Genomic DNA, 19,949 nt, shown 5'->3' with positions numbered 1-19,949 from the left:
GTGGGAGCGAGCTTGCTCGCGAAGTCGTGCTGTCAGGCGATGAGGATCATTTGGGTTTCTTCTCGATCCGCAACGCCTTGGCTTTGGCTTCCACCACCAGATACATCACCACCGTGATCAACAGCGGCAGCAAAAAATAGATCGCCCGATACGCCAGCAGCCCCGCCACCAGACTGCCCCGGGAAGCCTCGTGTTGCAGCAGCGCCACGAACACCGCTTCCAGCACGCCGAGCCCGGCGGGAATGTGGGTGATGACGCCGGCAATCGCGCTGATCAACAACACCCCGAGCACCAGCGGGTAGTCGAGCTTGCTCGGCAGCAAGGTGAAAATCACCGCCGCCATCAGCGACCAGTTCAACGCCCCGAGCAGCAATTGCAGGATCGCCATACGCAGCGACGGCAGGTTGATTTCCACTCCGCGAATCGACCACTCGCGACGCCGGGAAAACTGGCAGGCGACCAGATAACCGACACTCACCAACAGCAGCAACACGCCAATGCCCTGCAACGCATCGCTGCTGACTTTCCAGCCTGGCGGCATGGTGACCAGCCCGCTGCTGAACACCACGCCGGCGATGGTCATGTAGCCGAACCAGTTGGTCGCCAGGCTCAGGCCGAGGATCTTGGCGATGTTGCTTTTGCTCACCCCGAGCCGCGAATACAGGCGATAGCGCATGGCGATCCCGCCGACCCACGCGCTCAAGTTGAGATTGAACGCGTAGCTGATGACGCCCACCGGCAGGATCTGTTTCCAGGTCAGGTCCTGGCGGATGTAGGTGCGGCCGATCAGGTCGAAACTGGCGTATACCAGAAAGCTCAGCAGGGTCAGGCTGGAGGCGATGATCAGCGTGCGTACCTTGAAATCGGCGAGGGTTTGCAGCACTTCGGCCCATTCGATACGACTGGCGAACATCGTCAGCAAAACGATCAGTGCGAGAAAGAACAGCAGGGTCAGCGGTCGTTTCCAGCGGCTCCAGCGAGACTTGCTCGCCGGTGTCGGATGCACCGCCGCGTGGGCTTCGGAATGGCTCATGAAGGATCGCTCCCGGCGGCATGGGTAAAGGGTTTGAGCCGTGGCTTGTGCGCCGGCAGCCAGCCGGCCATCGCCGGGAAATGCCGCAGGAAGTGAAACACCAGAAAGCCCACGGTCATGTGCCAGATCCGCCCGCGCGGCGACTTCGCGGCGTCCATCGCCTTGCAATGGTTGTGGCTCAGATCTTCGAGGCGTTCGAACAAGTGACGATTGAAGTCGCGGTCGCGAATCAGCACGTTGGCTTCCAGGTTCAGCGACAGGCTCAACGGGTCGAGATTGCTTGAGCCGACGGTGCTCCATTCCTCGTCCACCAGCGCCACCTTGCCGTGCAGTGGCCGCTCGCAATATTCGTGAATCTGCACCCCGGCCTTGAGCAGGTAGTCGTAGGTCATGCGCGCGGCGAGTTTGGCCACCAGCATGTCCGGCTGCCCCTGCAGAATCAGCCGCACCTCGACCCCGCGCCGGGCCGCGTTGCGAATTTCGCGCAGCAGGCGATAGCCGGGAAAAAAGTAGGCGTTGGCGATCACCACCCGCCGTTGGGCGCGGCGCAGCACCTGCAAATAAACGTCTTCGATATCGGTGTTGTGCCGGTCGTTGTCGCGGAACACCAGGCGCACCTGACCGTCGTGATCATCGAACGCCATCTCGGCGCGACGCTGCCGGCGCCGTTGCCACCAGAACCTTGCGCGTCCCGGGCGGCCGCTTTGCAGCAGGGCGAAATGATGGATGTCGGCCACGGCCGGGCCCTGAACTTCCACCGAATAATCCTGCTTCGCTTCGGGGCCGAAATCGGCCAGGTGATCGCCGGAAAAATTGATCCCGCCGATGAACGCGATCAGCCCGTCGACCACCACGATCTTGCGGTGCAAACGGCGGAACCAGTTGGTGCGAATGCCCAGGCGTTTGGGGGCCGGATCGAAGATTTGCAAATGCACGCCGGCATCGCTCAGCGCGGTCAGATAACCGGTGCTCAGTTCGCCGCAACCGAAGCCGTCGAGGCTGACGGTGGTGCGCACGCCACGCCGGGCGGCATCGATCAGGATCTCCTGCAATTCCTTGCCGACCTTGTCTTCGAAGACGATGAAGGTCTCCAGCAGGATTTCGCTTTTCGCCGCGCGCATCGCTTCGAACACCCGGGGGAAATATTCCTCGCCATTTTCCAGCAGCTCGAGCCGGTTGTTGCCCTGCCAGCGGTATTCGACATCGACGGTGCCCGGCTCGCGCACGGGCGGGGTGGTGATGCTGACCGGCTCCACAGCGGATTTCTCCAACGGTGCACTGCTCATAGTTCAATCTCCACCGATAGCGGTGCGTGGTCGGAAAGGTGTGACCAGGGACGGTTCGCCAGCACTTTTGGCTGACTGGCCTTGAGGTTGCGTACGTAGATGCGGTCCAGGCGCAGCAGCGGCATGCGCGCGGGAAAGCTGCGCGCCGGTTTGCCGTGATGCGCTGCAAACACTTCACGCAGGCCACAGGGTTCAAGCAACGCATCGGCGCGCTGGCGCCAGTCGTTGAAATCGCCGGCGACGATCACCGGCGCGTCACTGGGCAGCCCGCAAAGGCGTTCTCGCAGCAGGCCCAGTTGATCGTTGCGATGGCTTTCGCGCAGGCCCAGATGGACGCAGATCGCATGCACTTCACGGTCGTCTCCCGGCAGGCGCAGCACGCAGTGCAGCAGGCCGCGGTTTTCGTGGCCGCTGATCGAAACGTCGAGGTTGTCATGGCGCACGATCTGGAATTTCGACAGCACTGCATTGCCGTGATCGCCGTCCGGGTACACCGCATTGCGTCCGTAGGCGAACTGCGGCCAGAGGCTGTCGGCGAGAAACTCGTACTGCGGCATCGTCGGCCAGTTGTCGTAACGTTTGGGATGGTGCTCGTGGGTGCCGTGGACTTCCTGAAGAAACACCACGTCGGCGGACACGCTGCGCACCGCTTCACGCAATTCCGGCAGGATGAAACGCCGATTCAGTGCGGTGAAGCCCTTGTGGGTGTTGACCGTCAGCACGGTGAAACGGCGCACCGTGGTGATGACCGTGGTCTGTTCGTCGGTAAAGCCGACCGGCTCGGAAATGCTCATGCGAGTACCCCATCGGCGGCCGGCTCACCGGGCATGGTTTCGAGGTTTTTATCCAGGTCGAAACGCTGCAACAGGCTGCGGGCATCGAAAGGCGCGCGGACCTTGATGTCATTGTCGAAGTAGCAGAATACCTCGCGGGATTTGCGCGCCCGAGGCTTCAGGCGCGGCGCGATCAAATGGGCGTCGCCCGGTTGTCGGCCATGGTGCCAGTCGTCAATCCGTTCGGCCCAGCGTTGCAGGGCGGCGCGGGTGTAGCCACTGGCGTAAAGCTCCTCGGCACCGTGCAGGCGCAGGTAGACGAAATCGCTGGTCAGGTCTTCGCGGTACGGCCATTTCCCGGCGGTGTCGGCGATCACCAGCGCGGTGTTGTAGCGTTTGAGCAGGCGCACGAAGTCGGGGTCGATGAAACTGTCGTTGCGGATTTCCACGGCATGGCGCAGCGGTTTTTTGCCGTAGGCCTTCATGCTCGCGTGGCCGTGCAGGTGTGAGTCGTGCTGGCGAGCGAGGTCGGCGGCGGCCTGGGTGTCGTGGGGCAACTGATCGAGAAAGGCTTCGAAACGCTCGGGGTCGAACGTGAAGTTGGGCGGGAATTGCCAGAGGACTGGGCCGAATTTTTCCTTCAGCTCCAGTACCCCGGAGGCGAAGAAATTGGCCAGGGGTTTTTCGATATCGCGCAGGCGGCGGATGTGGGTGATGAAGCGGGGCGCCTTGATGCTGAACACGAAGTCATCCGGCGTTTCGGCATACCACTGGGCATAGCGTTCGGGCCGTTGCAGGGCGTAGAACGATCCGTTGATTTCGATGCTGTTGACCGCCCGTGAGGCGAACTGCAATTCGCGTTTCTGCGCCAGCCCCTTCGGGTAAAAGTCCCCGCGCCACGGGGCGTAACGCCAGCCTGAAATACCGATATGAATCGTTGCCATGCCGCCCTCCCGTCGAAAGTCCCCGTACGGCCTCTGTCTGTGGATGACTGCGGGCGGTTCGGGAAAGTTTCGACGGGATTACGGACGGTCGGGCTGCGCCGGATCAGTGCCCGGTGACGATTCGGGCGGAGCCTTCGGCGGGTTCGGCGTACACCGGGCCCAGGCGATCGAGGCGACCGCTCCATGCCGTCAGGGCCAGCGCCACCAGCACCACCAGTCCGCCGATCCATGCAGTGTGAATCAGGCCGATGTGCTCGACGATCAAACCGCCACCCCACGCGCCACCGGCAATCCCGAGGTTGAACGCGGCAATGTTCAGGCCCGATGCGACGTCCACGGCGTGCGGTGTGTGATGTTCAGCCTGACGCACCACATACACCTGCAAGCCCGGCACGTTGCCGAAGGCGACTGCGCCCCAGACCAGCACGGTGGCCAGCGCCAGCCATGGGTTGCCAGCGGTGAAGGTGAGCACGAACAACACGGCGGCGAGCAGGGCGAAGATGATTTTCAGCGCGCTGATCGGCCCGCGTTTGTCCGCCAGTTTGCCGCCCCAGATGTTGCCGACGGCCACCGACACGCCGTACACCAGCAACACCAGGCTGACGGTGCCGGCGCTGAAGCTGGAGATGTCCTGAAGGATCGGTGCCAGGAATGTGAAGGCGATGAACGAGCCGCCGTAACCGATGGCCGTCATGGCGTACACCAGCAGCAGACGCGGTTGCTTGAGCACCTGCAATTGCTGCAACAGCGAAGCCGGTTTGCTGTGGGCAATGTTGTTCGGCACGTAAAGCAGGCTGCCGATGAACGCGATCACGCCGAGTGCCGACACCGCGAGGAAGGTTTCACGCCAGCCGAAATGCTGACCGATGAACGTGCCCAGCGGCACGCCAGTGACAAGTGCCACGGTCAGGCCGGTGAACATGATCGCAATGGCACTGGCGGCTTTTTCCTTGGGCACCAGGCTGGTGGCGATGGTCGAACCGATGGAGAAGAACACGCCATGGGCCAGACCCGTGACGATCCGCGCCAGCACCAGCGATTCATAACTTGGCGCCAGCCAGGCCAGCAGGTTGCCGAGGGTGAACAGCACCATCAGCGACAGCAGCAACAGTTTGCGCGGGACTTTGCCGGTGAGGGCGGTCAGCACGGGTGCACCGATGGCTACGCCCAGGGCATACAGACTGACCAGCAGACCGGCGGACGGCAGGCTGACGCCGAGATCGGCGCCGATGGTGGGAAGCAGACCAACGATGACGAACTCGGTCGTCCCGATGGCGAAAGCGCTGAGGGTCAGCGCGAGCAGGGCAATGGGCATGACGGCACTCCGGTGGGGGATTGAATGGAACGCAGTTTCGGGGTTTGGTGGGGGTGGAAAAATACAGGGGTGGGCATTTGATATTTGCGTGCCACGCAAATATCAGCCCTTACGCTGATCGTAAGGTGATCGTTCCCACGCTCTGCGTGGGAATGCAGCCAGAGACGCTCCGCGTCTCAAAGAGCGGACGCAGAGCGTCCAGGGAGGCATTCCCACGCAGAGCGTGGGAACGATCAGTGAGGGGGAGTGGGCGTGGGAACGATCAAAACCGAACTTGCCAAGCCAAAACCGATCAGTTCCTTACAGGTTCAACCAAGGGAGCTCTGCGTTTTGACCAGGTTCAGGATCGCGATTCTATTGGGGGCATTGCTGTTGTTCAGCGGCAATGCAGTGCAAGCCGCCAGCCTGCCGGGCGTTCCGGCGGCCAGTGAAGAGCCGGCCAAACCGGAGCCCATCGTGCAGGGCGGTCTGCTCGGCGCCATCAGTTCCGGCATCGACGACGTACAGGACAAACTCGATCTGAACGAGCATCTGGTCGACGCCTGGCGCCTGCGCGCCGACCGGGCGGCGGATGAAGTCGACAGGCTGGTCAATCAACCTTCGAATCGCTCCGGCTGGAGCGTGGCGGGGGATTTCCTGATGCTCTCCGGCGTGTGGCTGGGCACGTTTGCCGTGTTGACGGTGCTCGGCAGCGTAATGGGCAAACGTCTGCGCGAAGGGCGCTGGCTGCGCACTCGCCAGCGCAGTCAGGACCTGCTCGGTTACCTGTTGCCCTACACGCTGCCCGCGCTGATCTGCCTGCCGCTGACCCTGTACGTCAGCCATTTTCTGTCGGCCTCGGTCGGCCGGGCGCTGGCGCTGTGTTTTGCCTACGCCACGAGCAGCGGGATATTTTCCACGTCGATGCTGTTGTGCGTGGTGGTGATGTTCAACGTCGGCCACAAGCGCCGCGCCGTGCAGATCATCCGCGACTACTGCCCGAAACCGCTGTTCCTGATCGGCTTTCTCGCCGCGTTGAGTGACGCCCTGACCAGCCCGCAGATCGCCCGGCAACTGGGCGGCAATATCACCAGCAGCATCGCGGTGTTCACCGGTCTGCTGGCGTCGATCATCTTCGGCCTGCTGGTGATTCGCCTGCGCCGGCCGGTGGCACATCTGATCCGCAATCGCCCGCTGGCCCAGCGGTTGAAACAGCCGTCGCTGCAGGAGTCGCTGCGGATTTTCTCCGGGCTCTGGTACTGGCCGATCGTGCTGATGGTGCTGGTCTCGGCGGTCAATCTGATCGGCATCGGCGAGGACAACCAGAAAGCCCTGCGCTGCGCGTTGTTCACCACGGTGCTGTTGATCGGCACGGTGTTTCTGAGCACCGTGCTGCAACACCTGTTCAAGTCGCGCAGGGCCGAGGCGATCCAGCGCAGCAGTGCCTACAAGGAACGCTTTCTCAGCCTGTTACACGCGTTGCTGCGGATCGTCATCGCGATTGCGTTCATCGACATTCTCGGACGAATCTGGGGCGTGTCGCTGCTCGACTTCGCGCAGAGCAGCACGGTCGGTCGGGCGATCAGCAATGCCCTGAGCAGCATCGGCCTGATCTTCCTCGTGACGTGGCTGCTGTGGGTGGTGCTCGACACGGCGATTCAGGAGGCACTGAAACCGCCGGTCAGCAAACGCTCGGCGCGCCAGCCCAGCACCCGGGTGAAAACCATCCTGCCGCTGTTGCGCAACGCGATCAAAATCATCCTGGTGGTGATCTGCGCGATCACCACCATGGCCAATCTCGGGATCAACGTCGCACCGCTGCTGGCCGGTGCCGGGGTGGTCGGCCTGGCCATCGGTTTCGGCTCGCAGCAACTGGTGCAGGACGTGATCACCGGGTTGTTCATCATCATCGAAGACACCCTGTCGATCGGCGATTGGGTGGTGCTCGATTCCGGGCACGCCGGCACGGTCGAAGGCCTGACCATTCGCACCCTGCGCCTGCGCGACGGCAAGGGCTTCGTGCACTCGGTGCCGTTCGGTCAGATCAAGGCTGTGACCAACCAGTCGCGGCAGTTTGCGTTCGCGTTTTTCTCGGTGCAGTTCACCTACGACACCGATGTCGACAAGGCCATCGAACTGATTCGCGAGGCGGGGGATTCGATCCGCGAAGACCCGTTCCTCAAGTACAACCTGCAAGGGCCGCTGGATGTATTTGGTGTGGACAGGATGGACCTGAACGGCGTGGTGCTGACCGCGCAATTTCGCACGGTGTCGGGCGGGCAATATGCGGTGAGCCGTGCGTTCAACCAGCGCCTGAAAAAGCTTGTGGATAACAGCCCGTGGGTGCATTTCGCGCAGACTTATCCACAGCAGGTTTTGTTGCCCAAGCGCCAGGAAGAAGAGGTGGCGTCGGTGCATTCGTCGGTGGTGTTGCCGGAGCAATCGCCGACTCAATAGAAGTTCTTGTCGTGCATGTGCCGGCCTCTTCGTCGGATCGCCGCCCGGACCAAGCCCGCTCCCACAGGGCTCTGTGTGATGCCGAAATAGCAGGCACCGCCCAATTACTGTGGGAGCGGGCTTGCCCGCGATGGGGCCAGGCCTGGCGGCATCAATGCCGGATCAGTTTACTGCGCACCTGCTCCATGGAAACCTGATCCAGCTCCACCCAGAATTGTTGCTTGCCGGCAATCTCGGCAGCGGCCGGCAATCCGTCGCGATACACCAGTCGATTGCTCGCCAGCGCCGGCACTTTCGCCCCGGGTAACAAGGTGCCGGCGAGGTTCAGCGGGTCGACGCCGCACACCGCGATCAGGCTGCCGTCATGGGGGCGACGGCGGACTTCGCGCAACAGCGGAATCGCCTCGGGCAGGGCGAATTGTTCGCCCGCCAGACCGCTGACAAACCGCCCGCCACGAATCTCGCCCCGTGCTTCCAGTCGATGGAATGTGCGCAATAGTTCGCGCCAACTCGGCAGCCAATCGGCCTCGCGTTCCAGCAGGCGCCAGAACACCACGCCATAGCGGCGCAACAAGGTCATGGCGACGTGTTCGAGGGTTTCGGGCGACGGCGTTTGACGGTTTTCCTCAACCGGCCCGCGACGCAATAACGCCCAGCGCCCGGCATCGTCCATGCCACCGACAAACGCTCCGCGCCCGCGCCGACTGCTGCGTTGCTGGCGCTTGCTCGCCGGGGTGATCAGCGCTCGCAATCCGGCGAAGCTGTCGGCATTCACCAGTCCGGCGCCGACCAGTTCCTGCAAGGCGATTTCCAGCTCGGTGCGCAGCAGGTGCGCTTCATGAATCAGCTCATCGAAAAACAGCGCGCCGTGCTGGCTCAGTGCGTCGAAAACCTTGCGGGTCTTGGGCGACAGTTCACTGACCGGCGTCTGCTCGGCCAGTGCACTCCATAAGCCGACCTGACTGCGCGGCAGCAACACGATCGGCGTGCTGCGCAATGCCGTTCCGCTGATGTTTTGTCGGGCGCTGAGTCGCGTCCACACGAGTTTTCCGCTGCGGCACAGATCGTCCAGCCAGCTCGGTGAATAGTCCTTGAGCCGCGCGGGAAGGAGGTCGCTGTCCCACGCCGAAGCGGCAGCCGGGTAGCCTTCGAACTGACCGACAATCGCCGGCAACACACCGCTGCCCTGACCACGGGTGAACGGGGACAAGTGCTGCCAGTCGAACAGAAACCGCATGAAATCCTGCAACGCCACCGGCTCGATTTCACGGCGCAGACGCTTGACCGTATAGCGATGAATTCGCGCCAGCAGATGGCGTTCGCACCATTCCTCGACAGTCGACCCCGGCGTGAACTGGCCGCGCAGCACATACCCCTCGCGCTCCAGATGAGCGAGGGCTTGATGAACAGAGGCCGGCATCAGGGCCAGCGGTTCGGCAATCGCCACCAGCGGTTGCGGACCGAATGCGCCGAGCCGCGCGCGGATCACTTCGATCAGTGCGTCATCGGCTGCCCATGTTTCGTCGAAACCGGGTAACGCGGGCAGTGCCGACTGCGCCTGTGGATAAAGCGCTTGCAGACAGGTCAGGCGTTCCCGCGCCAGCCACAGTGAGTGCTCGGGATCGATCTGCAATCGGCAGGCTCGCCCGGTTTCGGCCAAGGCATTCAGCCAATCGCGCCACTGCGGATTGGCCTCGACTTCGCCGTCGCTGATGCAGGCCAGGCTCATCAGCGCTTCATGCATCTCATCGGCGCTGTTCGGCATCGGCCAGGCCTCTTCGCGCACGGCGTTGATCGCATCGGCGTCCAGCGCACCGAGGTCATCGGTGGATTGCGGGTCGCTCCAGCGGCGGTTGAGCACGGCCTGGGTGCGACGTTCCTCCAGCGGCGCATCGTCGAGAAAGGTATAGGGGCGGGCGCTGAGGATTTCCGCCGCCAGCGGCGAGGGCGCCGGCAGGTCACGGGCGATCAGGCGCACTTCGCCGCGCTCCATGCGCCGCAGGAGTTCGAGCCAGCCTTCACTGTCCATCGCCTCGTGCAGGCAATCGTCGAGGGTCTGTTCCACTAGCGGATGCTCGGGAATTTCCCGTTCGCCGGCGAGATTTTCCAGGCAGGCGATCTGATCGGGAAACACGCTGGCGATCAGGTCTTCGCTTTTCATCCGCTGCAATTGCGGCGCGACCTTGCGCCCGCCGGTGTAGCGCGGCAAGGCCAGTGCCACGCCGGCATTCCAGCGCCAGCGCACACCGAACAGCGGCGCATCCAGCACCGCTTGAATCAGGATGTGCTCGGCGCTGTTGCTGTGCAGGTAACGCCAGACTTCATCGAGTTCGAAACTGTGGCTGGTGGACAGCGACAGCACGATCGCGTCCTCGCTGGCGGCGGCCTGCAATTCGAAGTTGAAGGTGCGGCAGAAACGCTTGCGCAGGGCCAGGCCCCAGGCGCGATTGATTCGGCTGCCGAACGGCGAATGAATGATCAGCTGGGTGCCGCCGGACTCGTCGAAAAACCGCTCCATCAGCAGCGTGTCCCGCGACGGCAAGGCGCCGAGGGCGAGGCGGGCGCGGGCCAGGTAATCCACCAGCTGTTCGGCGCTGGCCAGGTTCAGGCCGAGGGTGTCGCTCAGCCAGTCGAGGGGCGGTTGCAAGTTGCCGGGGCTGGCGCTGAGCAATTGATCGAGCTGCGCGTGCAGGCGCGCCACGGCCGCAGACAACTCATCGCTGCGTCCCGGTGCTTCGCCGAGCCAGAACGGGATGGTCGGCGGCTGACCCTGGGCGTCCTCGACCCGTACCTTGCCGGTTTCTACCCGCAGGATGCGGTAGGAGGCGTTGCCGAGCTGAAACACGTCGCCGGCGATACTTTCCACGGCGAAGTCTTCGTTGACGCTGCCGATGTTCAGGCCCTGGGGTTCGAGCAATACGCTGTAGTCGGCGTTGTCGGGGATGGTGCCGCCGCTGGTGACGGCGGTCAGCCGTGCACCGCGTCGCCCGCGCAGGGTCCGGCTCACGGCGTCGCGGTGCAGATAAGCGCTGCGGATGCCCTGACGGCCGTTGTAGCCTTCTGCGAGCATGCCCAGCAGCGCCTGATAATGTGTTTCGTCGAGGCGGGCGTAGGGCTCGGCCCGGCGGAACAGCGCGAGCAAATCGTCTTCGGCCCATTCCTGGCAACTGACCTCGGCGATGATCTGCTGCGCCAGCACATCCAGCGGCGCTTGGGGGATGTGCAGCATATCGAGTTCACCCCGGCGCACGCAGTCGAGCAGGGCGGCGCATTCGATCAGGTCGTCGCGGGAGGTGGCGAACAGGCGCCCCTTGGGCGTGCCGCCGACCTGGTGTCCGGAACGACCGACCCGTTGCAGAAAACCGGCAATCGAACGCGGTGATGCTATCTGACAGACAAGGTCGACTTCGCCGATGTCGATCCCCAGTTCCAGTGACGCGGTGGCGATCAGCACTTGCAGCTCGCCACGTTTGAGCCGCTGCTCGGCGTCGAGGCGAAACTCCTTGGCCAGACTGCCGTGGTGCGCGGCCACCGCGTGTTTGCCGAGGCGTTCGCTCAGGTGGCGACTCAGGCGTTCGGCCAGACGTCGAGTGTTGACGAAAATCAGCGTGGTGCGGTGTTCCCGGGCCAGTGTGGCGAGGCGGTCGTAGACCAGTTCCCATACGTCATTGGCCATCACTGCCGACAACGGCACCGGCGGCACTTCGATGCCCAGATCCCGTGGGCGCGCGTGGCCGATGTCGATGATTTCGCACGGGCGCTCATGGCCGACCAGAAACCGCGCGACCGCATCGATCGGTTTCTGCGTGGCCGACAGACCGATGCGGGTCAGTGGTTCAGGACACAGCGCCTGCAAGCGTTCGAGGCTCAAGGCCAGGTGACTGCCGCGTTTGCCGGCGGCGATGGCGTGGATCTCGTCGACGATCACCGTGCGCGTGGTGCCGAGCATTTTTCGCCCGGATTCCGAGCCGAGCAGCACGTAGAGCGATTCCGGGGTGGTCACCAGAATATGCGGTGCGCTCTTGCGCATGGCGGCGCGGTCTTTCTGCGGGGTGTCGCCGGTGCGCACGGCGGTGGTGATTTCCAGCGCCGGCAGGTCCATTTGGCGTAACTGGTCGGTAATCCCCGCCAGCGGATTCTGCAGGTTGATGCGGATGTCGTTGGACAGCGCCTTGAGCGGCGAAACGTAGACCACCAGGGTTTCGTCCGGCAGACCGTCCGGGATTTCCAGGCCACGGTGGACCAGCTCGTCGAGCACCGCGAGGAACGCGGTGAGGGTCTTGCCGGAGCCGGTGGGCGCGGCGATCAGCGTCGAGCGGCGCTGGCGGATCAACGGCCATGCGCGGGCCTGGGCGGCGGTCACCGTCGGGAATGTGCTGCTGAACCAGGCGCTGACGGCGGGGTGGAAGCCTGCCAGGGCCGCGTCCTTGGGGAGGGGCAGATTCATGGCTATGGTTATGCGGGTGGGCGCCTGAAGATGCAAGTACCACTGGGGATCTTCAGTGATTTCCAAGGCCCCATCGCGGGCAAGCCCGCTCCCACAGGACCGCAGTGAGCACAGAACCTGTGGCACAAATCCCTGGCATCTACACTTTACGGGTGACGGTTGCGCACTAAACCCGCAAAATGCAACGATTCCGGCAATTATCGACGACGCTGCCACGGGCATCGTCGCCAAAGCCATCGTTCCAATCAGACTGGGCCTGCTGACTCTATGCGAATGCGCCTTATGTTACTGGGCGGCGGAAATGCCCTTGGGCAGGCGCTGATTCGCCTCGGTGCAGAGGAAGACATCGGTTTCCTCGCCCCCCGCCCGCCCGAAGACGGCTGGGATGCCGCGAGCCTGACCCAATTGCTCGACGACACCCGTCCCGATGCATTGATCAATCTTGCCTACTATTTCGACTGGTTCCAGGCCGAGACCGTCAGCGAAAGCCGTCTGGCCGGGCAAGAACGCGCCATCGAGCGACTGGCCGAACTGTGCCAGCACCACAACATCGTGCTGGTGCAGCCGTCCAGTTATCGGGTGTTCGACGGTTCCCGCGCCACCGCCTACAGCGAAAAGGACGAGCCAGTGCCGTTGGGCCTGCGCGGTCAGGCCTTGTGGCGGATCGAGCAGAGCGTACGTGCCACTTGCCCGCAACACGTGCTGTTGCGCTTTGGCTGGCTGCTCGACGACAGCCCGGAAGGCACCCTCGGGCGCTTCCTGGCCCGTGCCGAACAACCGGAAGAATTGCTGCTGGCCGATGACCGCCGTGGCAATCCGACCCCGGTCGACGATGCGGCGCGGGTGATCATCTCGGTGCTCAAACAACTCGATTGCGCCGCGCCGCTGTGGGGCACTTACCACTACGCCGGCCACGAGGCGACCACGCCGCTGGCGCTGGGCCAGGCGATTCTCACCGAAGCGCGCGGCCTGCACCCGCTGGCCATCGAAGCGCCGACCGCCCAGGCCCACGCCGCGCGGCCGGATGCCGCCGAAGAACCGCAACACGCGGTGCTCGCCTGCAAGAAAATTCTGCACACCTTCGGGATCAAGCCGCGCGCCTGGCGTGCCGCGCTCCCGGGCTTACTGGATAGGTTTTATCGTCATGGCTGAAGGCCCTGTTCTCATTACCGGCGGCGCCGGTTTCATCGGCTCGCACCTGACTGACGCGTTGCTCGCCAACGGCCATTCGGTGCGGATCCTCGATGATCTGTCGACCGGCAAGCGCAGCAATCTGCCGCTGGACAATCCCAAGGTCGAACTGATCGTCGGCGATGTGGCCGACGCCGCTCTGGTCGCGCAAGCGATGCAGGGTTGCAGCGCGGTCGCGCACTTGGCCGCCGTGGCTTCGGTGCAGGCGTCGGTGGACGATCCGGTGAAAACTCACCAAAGCAATTTCATCGGCACGCTGAACGTCTGCGAAGCGATGCGCGAGGCTGGCGTCAAACGTGTGCTGTACGCCTCCAGCGCAGCCGTCTACGGCAACAATGGCGAAGGCGAGTCGATTGACGAAGACACGCCCAAGGCGCCGTTGACGCCTTATGCGTCGGACAAACTGGCCGGCGAGCAGTACTTCGATTTCTACCGCCGCCAGCACGGTCTGGAACCGGCGATATTCCGTTTCTTCAACATCTTCGGCCCGCGTCAGGATCCGTCCTCGCCGTACTCCGGGGTGATCAGCATCTTCAGCGAACGCGCGCAGAAAGGCCTGCCGATCACCGTGTTCGGCGATGGCGAGCAGACCCGGGATTTCATGTACGTCGAAGACCTGGTCGACGTGCTGGTGCAGGCGATCGAGAAGCCGCAAGTGGACGCCGGAGCGGTGAACGTCGGCTGGAATCAGGCGACCAATCTCAAGCAGATGCTGGCCGCGCTCGAAGCGGTGGTCGGCGAGTTGCCGCCCGTCAGCTATGGCCCGGCGCGCTCCGGTGACATCCGCCATTCGCGGGCAAACAACCGCCGGTTGCTTGAGCGGTTCAAGTGCCCGACGCCAACCCCGATGAACGTCGGCCTGGCCCGTTTGCTGGGGCGCTGAGCTTCTTGCAGACATGAAAAAGGCGCCTTTTGACAGGCGCCTTTTTCACGGCCGGAATTCGGGTTTCAAACCTGTTTCCTGTAGCGAGGGAGCTTGCTCCCCGGTCGATGGCGTAACATCGCCGTCAGTTCTGAGTCTGCCCGCCACCAAGCCTCATTCACCACCACGTGAACGTTCTTTGATTGCTCGCTTAGAACTTGTAGCCCAGACCGACCATGTACACAAATGGATCGACATCGACATTCACTTTTGCGCGAGTGCCCGGAGCCACGGCGTTGTTCTCGACGGTGGCGCGGGTGTCGATGTCGATGTAGCGCACCTGGGCGTTGAGCATGATGTTGTCGGTCAGCATGTAGTCGGCGCCAACCTGCCAGGCCAGGCCCCAGGAATTTTTCGCCTTGAAGTTGCTGAAGCCGTTGGACTGGGCTTCGCTGCCGACGTGCTCGTCGTAGATCCAGGTGTAGTTGATGCCGCCGCCGATGTACGGCTGGAAGGCCGACTTGGCGTCCAGCGGGTAGTAGACGACGCTCAGGGTCGGCGGCAGGTGTTTCAGGGTGCCGAGCTTGCCGTTGGCCGCTGGCAGGGCAGTGCCCTTGATCTTCACGTCATGCTCGAACGGCGAGGCGGCCAGCAGCTCGATACCGATGTTGTTGGTCAGCATATAGGCGAAGTTCAGACCCAGTTGGGTGTCGCTGCTCATGGTCGCCTTGCCGCCCAGGTTGGTGCCGCTCAGCGGACCCTGATCGACCTTGACGCTGGAGCTGTCGGCCTTCGGGTTGACGGTGATCGCACCGGCACGAACGATGATGTCGCCGGCTTCGTGGGCGTGGGCGAGCGGGGCTGCGAGCGCGAGGGCAAACAGCGAGGCGCTGAGCAAGGACTTGTTCATGGAAGCTCCCAAAGGACGTTAAAAATGTTTGATGTCCTATGGTACGAATCCGTCTGATACGGTCTTTTGACTCAGCTCAATGAAACAGTGATGCCCCGGATTTTTGTGGAACTTTCATGGCCTCATCGCTGGCAAGCCAGCTCCCACAGTGATCGAGTCGTTAACAAATTTTGTGATCACCAACAAAACCTGTGGGAGCTGGCTTGCCAGCGATAGGGCCCTGACAAGCAATGAAGAACCAGCAGATTTACTCCGGCAGCTCGTACACATAAATCTTGTCCGCTTCCATCTGATACCCGGCATCGGCCAGTTCGCTGGTGGACTGCTTGACCTGCAACGGTCCCTCCACCCAGTACGGCTGATACAGCTCGTCGAGCTTCACGCCGAGTTCGCTTTTCACGTGCACGATCTGGTTCGACGGCGGTGGCGGCACATGGATGCAGGCGCCGAAATACGGCACCAGCAGGAAGTCCGTGGTGCGACCTTCTTCGCTGACTTCCAGCGGCACGATGTAGCCCGGCAGACGAATGTTCTGACCGTCGAGGCTTTGCACCACGGGGGCATTGGGCATGTCCTGCTTGGCTGCCGGCGCCGATTCGGCCGACAGCGCATCGCTCATCTTCGACAGGTCATGCAGCGGCGTCATGTTCGGCACTTCGGGCGCCGCGTCCGGCGGGATCATCTCCGACCAGGTCAGGTCTTTTGGTGCCGCCGCCCATACGGGCAGGGCGACCAGCAACAGCAGCGCAAGCACGGCGCGGGGCATGGTGAACATCCTCATAAACGGATCGACAGGCCATCGGCCAAGGATTGGCGATACGCGCGCCAGGCCGGCACGCTGCCCATCAGCAGCGCGGCAGCCAGAATGCCACCGAGCAGCGTCCATTCATACTCGCTTGGCCACGCCAGCGGCAGATACAGCCCGTAATTGGCCTGCACATAACCCTGAGCGGCGGCGATGCCGAGGTACAGCAACGCCAGCCCGGCGATCACCCCCGTCAGCGCCAGAGCAAACGCTTCCAGCACCAGCAGGCTCGCGATGTGCCACGGCCGCGCGCCCACCGAACGCAGGATCGCCATCTCGCGGCGGCGTTCGTTGAGGCTGGTGAGAATCGCCGTGAGCATGCCGATCAACCCGGTCAGCACCACGAACAGTGAGACCACGAACAGCGCTTTTTCAGCGGTGCTCATCAGGCTCCACAACTCCTGCAAGGCCACGCCCGGCAGGATCGCCAGCATCGGCTCGCCGCGGAATTCGTTGATCTCCCGTTGCAATGCGAAAGTCGAAATCTTGCTGTTGAGGCCGAGCATGAACGCGGTGATCGCTTGCGGCGTCAGGTCCATGTTGCGTGCCTGGTCGGCGCTGATCCGGCCGTTGCCACGGGCCGGCACACCGTTGTGCCAGTCGATGTGGATCGCCTCCATGCCGCCGAGGCTGATGTGCAGCGTGCGGTCCACCGGGGTGCCGGTGCGCTTGAGAATCCCGACCACGGTGAATGGTTTGTCGTCGTGCTTGACCAGACTGATCGCCGCCACGCCGTGAGCCAGCACCAGTTTGTCGCCGAGTTTGTAATGCAGCGCCTCGGCCACTTCGGCACCGAGCACCACTTCGAACGGATCGGTGGCGAAGGCGCGGCCGTCGGCCAGTTCGAGATGCTGCTGGCGACCGTACTGGTAATGCTCGAAATAGGCTTCGGTGGTGCCCATCACCCGGTAGCCGCGATGGGAATCGCCGAGGGACATCGGGATCGCCCACTTCACCTTCGGGTTGCTGGCGAAGTGTTCGAAGCTGTCCCAACGGATGTTGTTGGTGGCGTTGCCGATGCGGAACACCGAATACAGCAGCAGGTTCACCGAACCGGAACGGGCGCCGACGATCAGGTCGGTGCCGCTGATGGTGCTGGCAAAACTGGCCTTGGCTTCGGTGCGCACCCGCTCAACCGCCAGCAGCAGGCAGACGGAAAGCGCGATGGCGAAAGCAGTGAGCAGGGCAGTGAAACGCCGGTTGGCGAGGCTGGCCATGGCCAGACGGAACAGATACATCTCAGACCTCGGCAGACGTGGCGGCGCGATTGAGTTCGGCCAGGGACAGGTGACGGTCGAACAGCGGCGCCAGGCTCTGGTCGTGGCTGACGAACAACAGGCTCGACCCGGCTTCGCGGCACTCGGCGAACAGCAGGCGAATGAAGTTTTCCCGGGCGTCGTAATCCAGTGCCGAGGTCGGTTCGTCGGCGATCACCAGCTCCGGCTGGCCGATCAACGCACGGGCCGCGGCGACCCGCTGTTGCTGACCGATCGACAGCGAATCGGCGCGACGACTCAGGATGCTTTCGTCCTTCAAACCCAAATGGGCGAGCAGGGTGGCGGCGGCCTGATCGACACTGCCATGACGCTGCCTCGCACGTTCTGCACGCAGCTTCGAAAAGTGGCAGGGCAGCTCGACGTTCTCGCGCACCGAGAGAAACGGCAGCAGGTTGAACTGCTGGAAAATGTAGCCGGTGTGATCGACGCGAAAGCGATCACGGGCGCCGGCACCCAGTTCGGTCAGCTCCTGGCCGAGCAGGCGAATGCTGCCGCGACCGGGTTTCTGCACCCCGCCGAGCAGGCCGAGCAGAGTGGTCTTGCCGCTGCCGCTGGGGCCCTTGAGGAACAGGGTTTCGCCGGCTTCCAGACGAAACGCCGGGATGTCCAGCAGCGGCGGGTGACCGGGCCAGTTGAAGCCCAGGTCGGACAGTTCGATGAGTGCTTGGGTCATGGCGCCGTTTCGTGTCAGAACTTCAGGGCGGCGGCCTTGGCCGTCACTTCCGTGCCTTGCTGGCCGCTCGGGCTGATCAGTTGTACCTGAATTTTCTGGGTGGCCGGGAAGGTATTGAACAGGTTCGCCAGATCCAGGGTTTTCAAGGCGCCCGGCGCCGCACAGCTGAACTGGTAGTGGGCGTGGATTTCACTGTGGTCGTGATGATGCTCGTGACCGTCCTTGCCGGCTTCCTCTTCGTCGTGGTCGTCGGCATCCGGCTTGTCGCCGAACAGCGGGCTTTCCAGTTCCTGGCTGGTGACCTTGCAACCGGCGGCGGCCGGCAGGCTGAACAGCGCCAATGGTTTTTCGAGCTGCGCACGAGCGGCTGCAACCTTGGCCTTGTCGGCATCGCTGGTGGCGACGTGTTCGAAACCCACCAGGTTCATCGCCGGGCTTTCCAGCTCCAGCTCCAGGGTCTGGCCGTCGAGGGCGGCGTTCAGACGTCCAACGCCATGTTCGTGAGCACCGAGGCTGCCGTGCTCATGGTCGTGATCATGCTCATCGGCAGCATGGGCGATGGCCAGCGGCAACAGGGCAAACGGCAAAGCGAGCAGCAGACGACGCATGGCGGTCTCCGGGAAGTAAAGTGAAGAGTTTGTTATGTAATCTTATAACGAAAGTGCGCAGAGTTTGCCCGCCCGCTTGGCGTTACACAAGTCCCATGGGAGCATGCAGGTCAGAAATGTGCGGGAGCGAAGCTTATGTTGCGGATACGCGGAACCGTCGGCGAGTTGCCGGTGGATTTGACCCTGGAACTGGATGAAAGCGACTGGGCGCGGCTCGGGGCGCCGTTTGGCGTGCAGGTTCAGGCCGCCCAGCCGCAAGCAGCAGCGGCGCCTGTGGCGAAACCGGTCAATCAGGATGACGCGTTGTGGCAGCTCGCCAGGGATCTGTTGCGCAAGGCCGGGCAGCTCAGTGGGCCGGATTTGCTGGATCAACTTGAAGGGCTGACTGGCAGCGCGGCGGCGGGCAAGCGCTTGCTGGTGCGCCTGCGTCATTCACCCGATGTGAAGGTGGCGAGCGGCGGGGATACGCCGCTCTACAGCTGGATCGAGTAAGGGTTTAGTACAGCGCCGCAAACACCTTGCGCCGGTAAGCGGTCACCAGCGGGTGATCGTTGCCCAGCAGTTCGAACACCTGCAGCAAGGTCTTGTGCGGCAGGCCTTCGCCATAGCTGCGGTTGCGGATGAACAGCTTGAGCAGCGCGTCCAGCGCCGCTTCGTATTGCTGACGGGCCAGTTGCTGGATCGCCAGTTGATACACCGCTTCATCGTCCTGCGGGTTTTGCGCCAGACGGCTCTTAAGGTCTGCGGCGTCCGGCAGGTCACGGGCCAGGCCGAGGAACTTGATCTGTGCCTTGGCGCCGGCCAATGCAGCCTTGTGCTCGTCGCTCTTGACCGCGTCGAGCACGGTTTGCGCTTCGCCCAGCTCACCGCGTTCGGTCAGGCAGCGAGCGTAGAGGATCAGCGCCTTGGCGTTTGTATTGTCTACGCCCAACAGCGTAACCAGTGTCGCTTCCGCGTCGGCATAGCGGCCCTCGTCAAACAGTGTCTGAGCCTGTTCGAACGGATCGGCAGCGGACGGCGCCGGCATCTGCACATGCGGTTCGAGCAGGGCGCGCACGGCGGATTCCGGTTGCGCACCGGCAAAGCCGTCCACCGGTTGACCGTCCTTGAACAGCACCACGGTCGGCAGGCTGCGGATGCCGAAGCGGGCGACGATGTCCTGCTCGATATCGCAATTGACCTTGGCCAGCAGCAACTCGCCCTGATAGCTCTCGGCGATGCCTTGCAGCATCGGCATCAGCGCCTTGCACGGCGCACACCATTCGGCCCAGAAATCCACCAGCACCGGTTTTTGAAAGGAAGCCTCGATCACCGACTGGTCGAAGTCGGCCGTCGTGGCGTCGAAGATGTACAGCGTTTGCTGACTCATGGGGTATCTCGTAAAAGCGT

At 63.2% G+C, this 19,949-nt stretch carries 16 protein-coding genes; 4 read left to right on the top strand and 12 right to left on the bottom strand.

The window, feature by feature from the left end; genetic code table 11:
• Nucleotides 1-46: 46 nt before the first annotated feature.
• The 5 genes from IHQ43_RS25935 to IHQ43_RS25915 form a co-directional block, all read right to left on the bottom strand.
• On the bottom strand, nt 47-1,033 hold the full coding sequence (locus IHQ43_RS25935) for a lysylphosphatidylglycerol synthase domain-containing protein (protein ID WP_192562567.1): 987 nt from the start codon (nt 1,031-1,033) through the stop codon (nt 47-49).
• Nucleotides 1,030-2,319, bottom strand: a complete 1,290-nt coding sequence (gene clsB / locus IHQ43_RS25930) for a cardiolipin synthase ClsB (RefSeq protein ID WP_192562566.1) — start codon at nt 2,317-2,319, stop codon at nt 1,030-1,032. The genes IHQ43_RS25935 and clsB overlap by 4 nt, the downstream gene beginning before the upstream one ends.
• Nucleotides 2,316-3,113, bottom strand: a complete 798-nt coding sequence (locus IHQ43_RS25925) for an endonuclease/exonuclease/phosphatase family protein (RefSeq protein ID WP_192562565.1) — start codon at nt 3,111-3,113, stop codon at nt 2,316-2,318. The genes clsB and IHQ43_RS25925 overlap by 4 nt, the downstream gene beginning before the upstream one ends.
• The gene (locus IHQ43_RS25920; RefSeq protein WP_192562564.1) at nt 3,110-4,036 is read right to left on the bottom strand and encodes a DUF72 domain-containing protein; all 927 of its coding nucleotides are present in this window, start codon (nt 4,034-4,036) and stop codon (nt 3,110-3,112) included. The genes IHQ43_RS25925 and IHQ43_RS25920 overlap by 4 nt, the downstream gene beginning before the upstream one ends.
• Before the next feature lie 103 nt (nt 4,037-4,139).
• On the bottom strand, nt 4,140-5,351 hold the full coding sequence (locus IHQ43_RS25915) for an MFS transporter (protein WP_192562563.1): 1,212 nt from the start codon (nt 5,349-5,351) through the stop codon (nt 4,140-4,142).
• 330 nt (nt 5,352-5,681) lie between these two features.
• Here IHQ43_RS25915 and IHQ43_RS25910 point away from each other — a divergent pair, with 330 nt between their 5' ends.
• Entirely contained in the window at nt 5,682-7,787 is a 2,106-nt protein-coding gene (locus IHQ43_RS25910; RefSeq protein ID WP_192562562.1) for a mechanosensitive ion channel family protein, read from the top strand.
• A 151-nt stretch (nt 7,788-7,938) separates the two neighbouring features.
• On the opposite strand, the gene IHQ43_RS25905 is transcribed toward IHQ43_RS25910, so the two are convergent.
• Nucleotides 7,939-12,234 carry a DEAD/DEAH box helicase gene (locus tag IHQ43_RS25905; RefSeq protein WP_192562561.1) on the bottom strand — a complete coding sequence of 1,432 codons (4,296 nt, stop codon included), beginning with the start codon at nt 12,232-12,234 and terminating at the stop codon, nt 7,939-7,941.
• A gap of 267 nt (nt 12,235-12,501) precedes the next feature.
• Here IHQ43_RS25905 and IHQ43_RS25900 point away from each other — a divergent pair, with 267 nt between their 5' ends.
• Entirely contained in the window at nt 12,502-13,386 is an 885-nt protein-coding gene (locus IHQ43_RS25900; protein ID WP_192562560.1) for a sugar nucleotide-binding protein, read from the top strand.
• On the top strand, nt 13,379-14,308 hold the full coding sequence (locus tag IHQ43_RS25895; RefSeq protein WP_192562559.1) for an NAD-dependent epimerase/dehydratase family protein: 930 nt from the start codon (nt 13,379-13,381) through the stop codon (nt 14,306-14,308). Before IHQ43_RS25900 ends, IHQ43_RS25895 begins: the two co-directional genes overlap by 8 nt.
• Before the next feature lie 190 nt (nt 14,309-14,498).
• Here the strand turns inward: IHQ43_RS25895 and IHQ43_RS25890 are convergent, their stop codons facing one another.
• From IHQ43_RS25890 to IHQ43_RS25870, 5 genes are all read right to left on the bottom strand, one after another.
• On the bottom strand, nt 14,499-15,197 hold the full coding sequence (locus tag IHQ43_RS25890; RefSeq protein WP_085712330.1) for an OmpW/AlkL family protein: 699 nt from the start codon (nt 15,195-15,197) through the stop codon (nt 14,499-14,501).
• A gap of 247 nt (nt 15,198-15,444) precedes the next feature.
• Complete coding sequence (locus tag IHQ43_RS25885) at nt 15,445-15,963, bottom strand: DUF3299 domain-containing protein (RefSeq protein WP_064384123.1); 519 nt, start codon at nt 15,961-15,963, stop codon at nt 15,445-15,447.
• 11 nt (nt 15,964-15,974) lie between these two features.
• Nucleotides 15,975-17,240 carry an ABC transporter permease gene (locus IHQ43_RS25880; protein WP_074691637.1) on the bottom strand — a complete coding sequence of 422 codons (1,266 nt, stop codon included), beginning with the start codon at nt 17,238-17,240 and terminating at the stop codon, nt 15,975-15,977.
• Nucleotide 17,241: 1 nt separating this feature from the next.
• Nucleotides 17,242-17,952 (bottom strand): ABC transporter ATP-binding protein, encoded by a 711-nt coding sequence (locus IHQ43_RS25875; protein WP_192562558.1) that lies wholly within the window; start codon nt 17,950-17,952, stop codon nt 17,242-17,244.
• A gap of 14 nt (nt 17,953-17,966) precedes the next feature.
• The gene (locus IHQ43_RS25870) at nt 17,967-18,560 is read right to left on the bottom strand and encodes a DUF2796 domain-containing protein (protein ID WP_007955585.1); all 594 of its coding nucleotides are present in this window, start codon (nt 18,558-18,560) and stop codon (nt 17,967-17,969) included.
• Between the two features lie 135 nt (nt 18,561-18,695).
• Between IHQ43_RS25870 and IHQ43_RS25865 the strand changes: the two genes are divergently transcribed.
• On the top strand, nt 18,696-19,052 hold the full coding sequence (locus tag IHQ43_RS25865) for a hypothetical protein (RefSeq protein ID WP_192562557.1): 357 nt from the start codon (nt 18,696-18,698) through the stop codon (nt 19,050-19,052).
• 4 nt (nt 19,053-19,056) lie between these two features.
• On the opposite strand, the gene trxA is transcribed toward IHQ43_RS25865, so the two are convergent.
• Nucleotides 19,057-19,929, bottom strand: coding sequence for a thioredoxin (gene trxA, locus IHQ43_RS25860; RefSeq protein WP_192562556.1), 873 nt, complete (start codon nt 19,927-19,929; stop codon nt 19,057-19,059).
• Between the last annotated feature and the right edge of the window lie 20 nt (nt 19,930-19,949).

It is taken from the genome of Pseudomonas gozinkensis, assembly GCF_014863585.1.
Taxonomy (GTDB): domain Bacteria; phylum Pseudomonadota; class Gammaproteobacteria; order Pseudomonadales; family Pseudomonadaceae; genus Aquipseudomonas; species Aquipseudomonas gozinkensis.
Note: the sequence above shows the minus strand (reverse complement) of the source record. Positions and strands in the feature narration are given on the sequence as shown.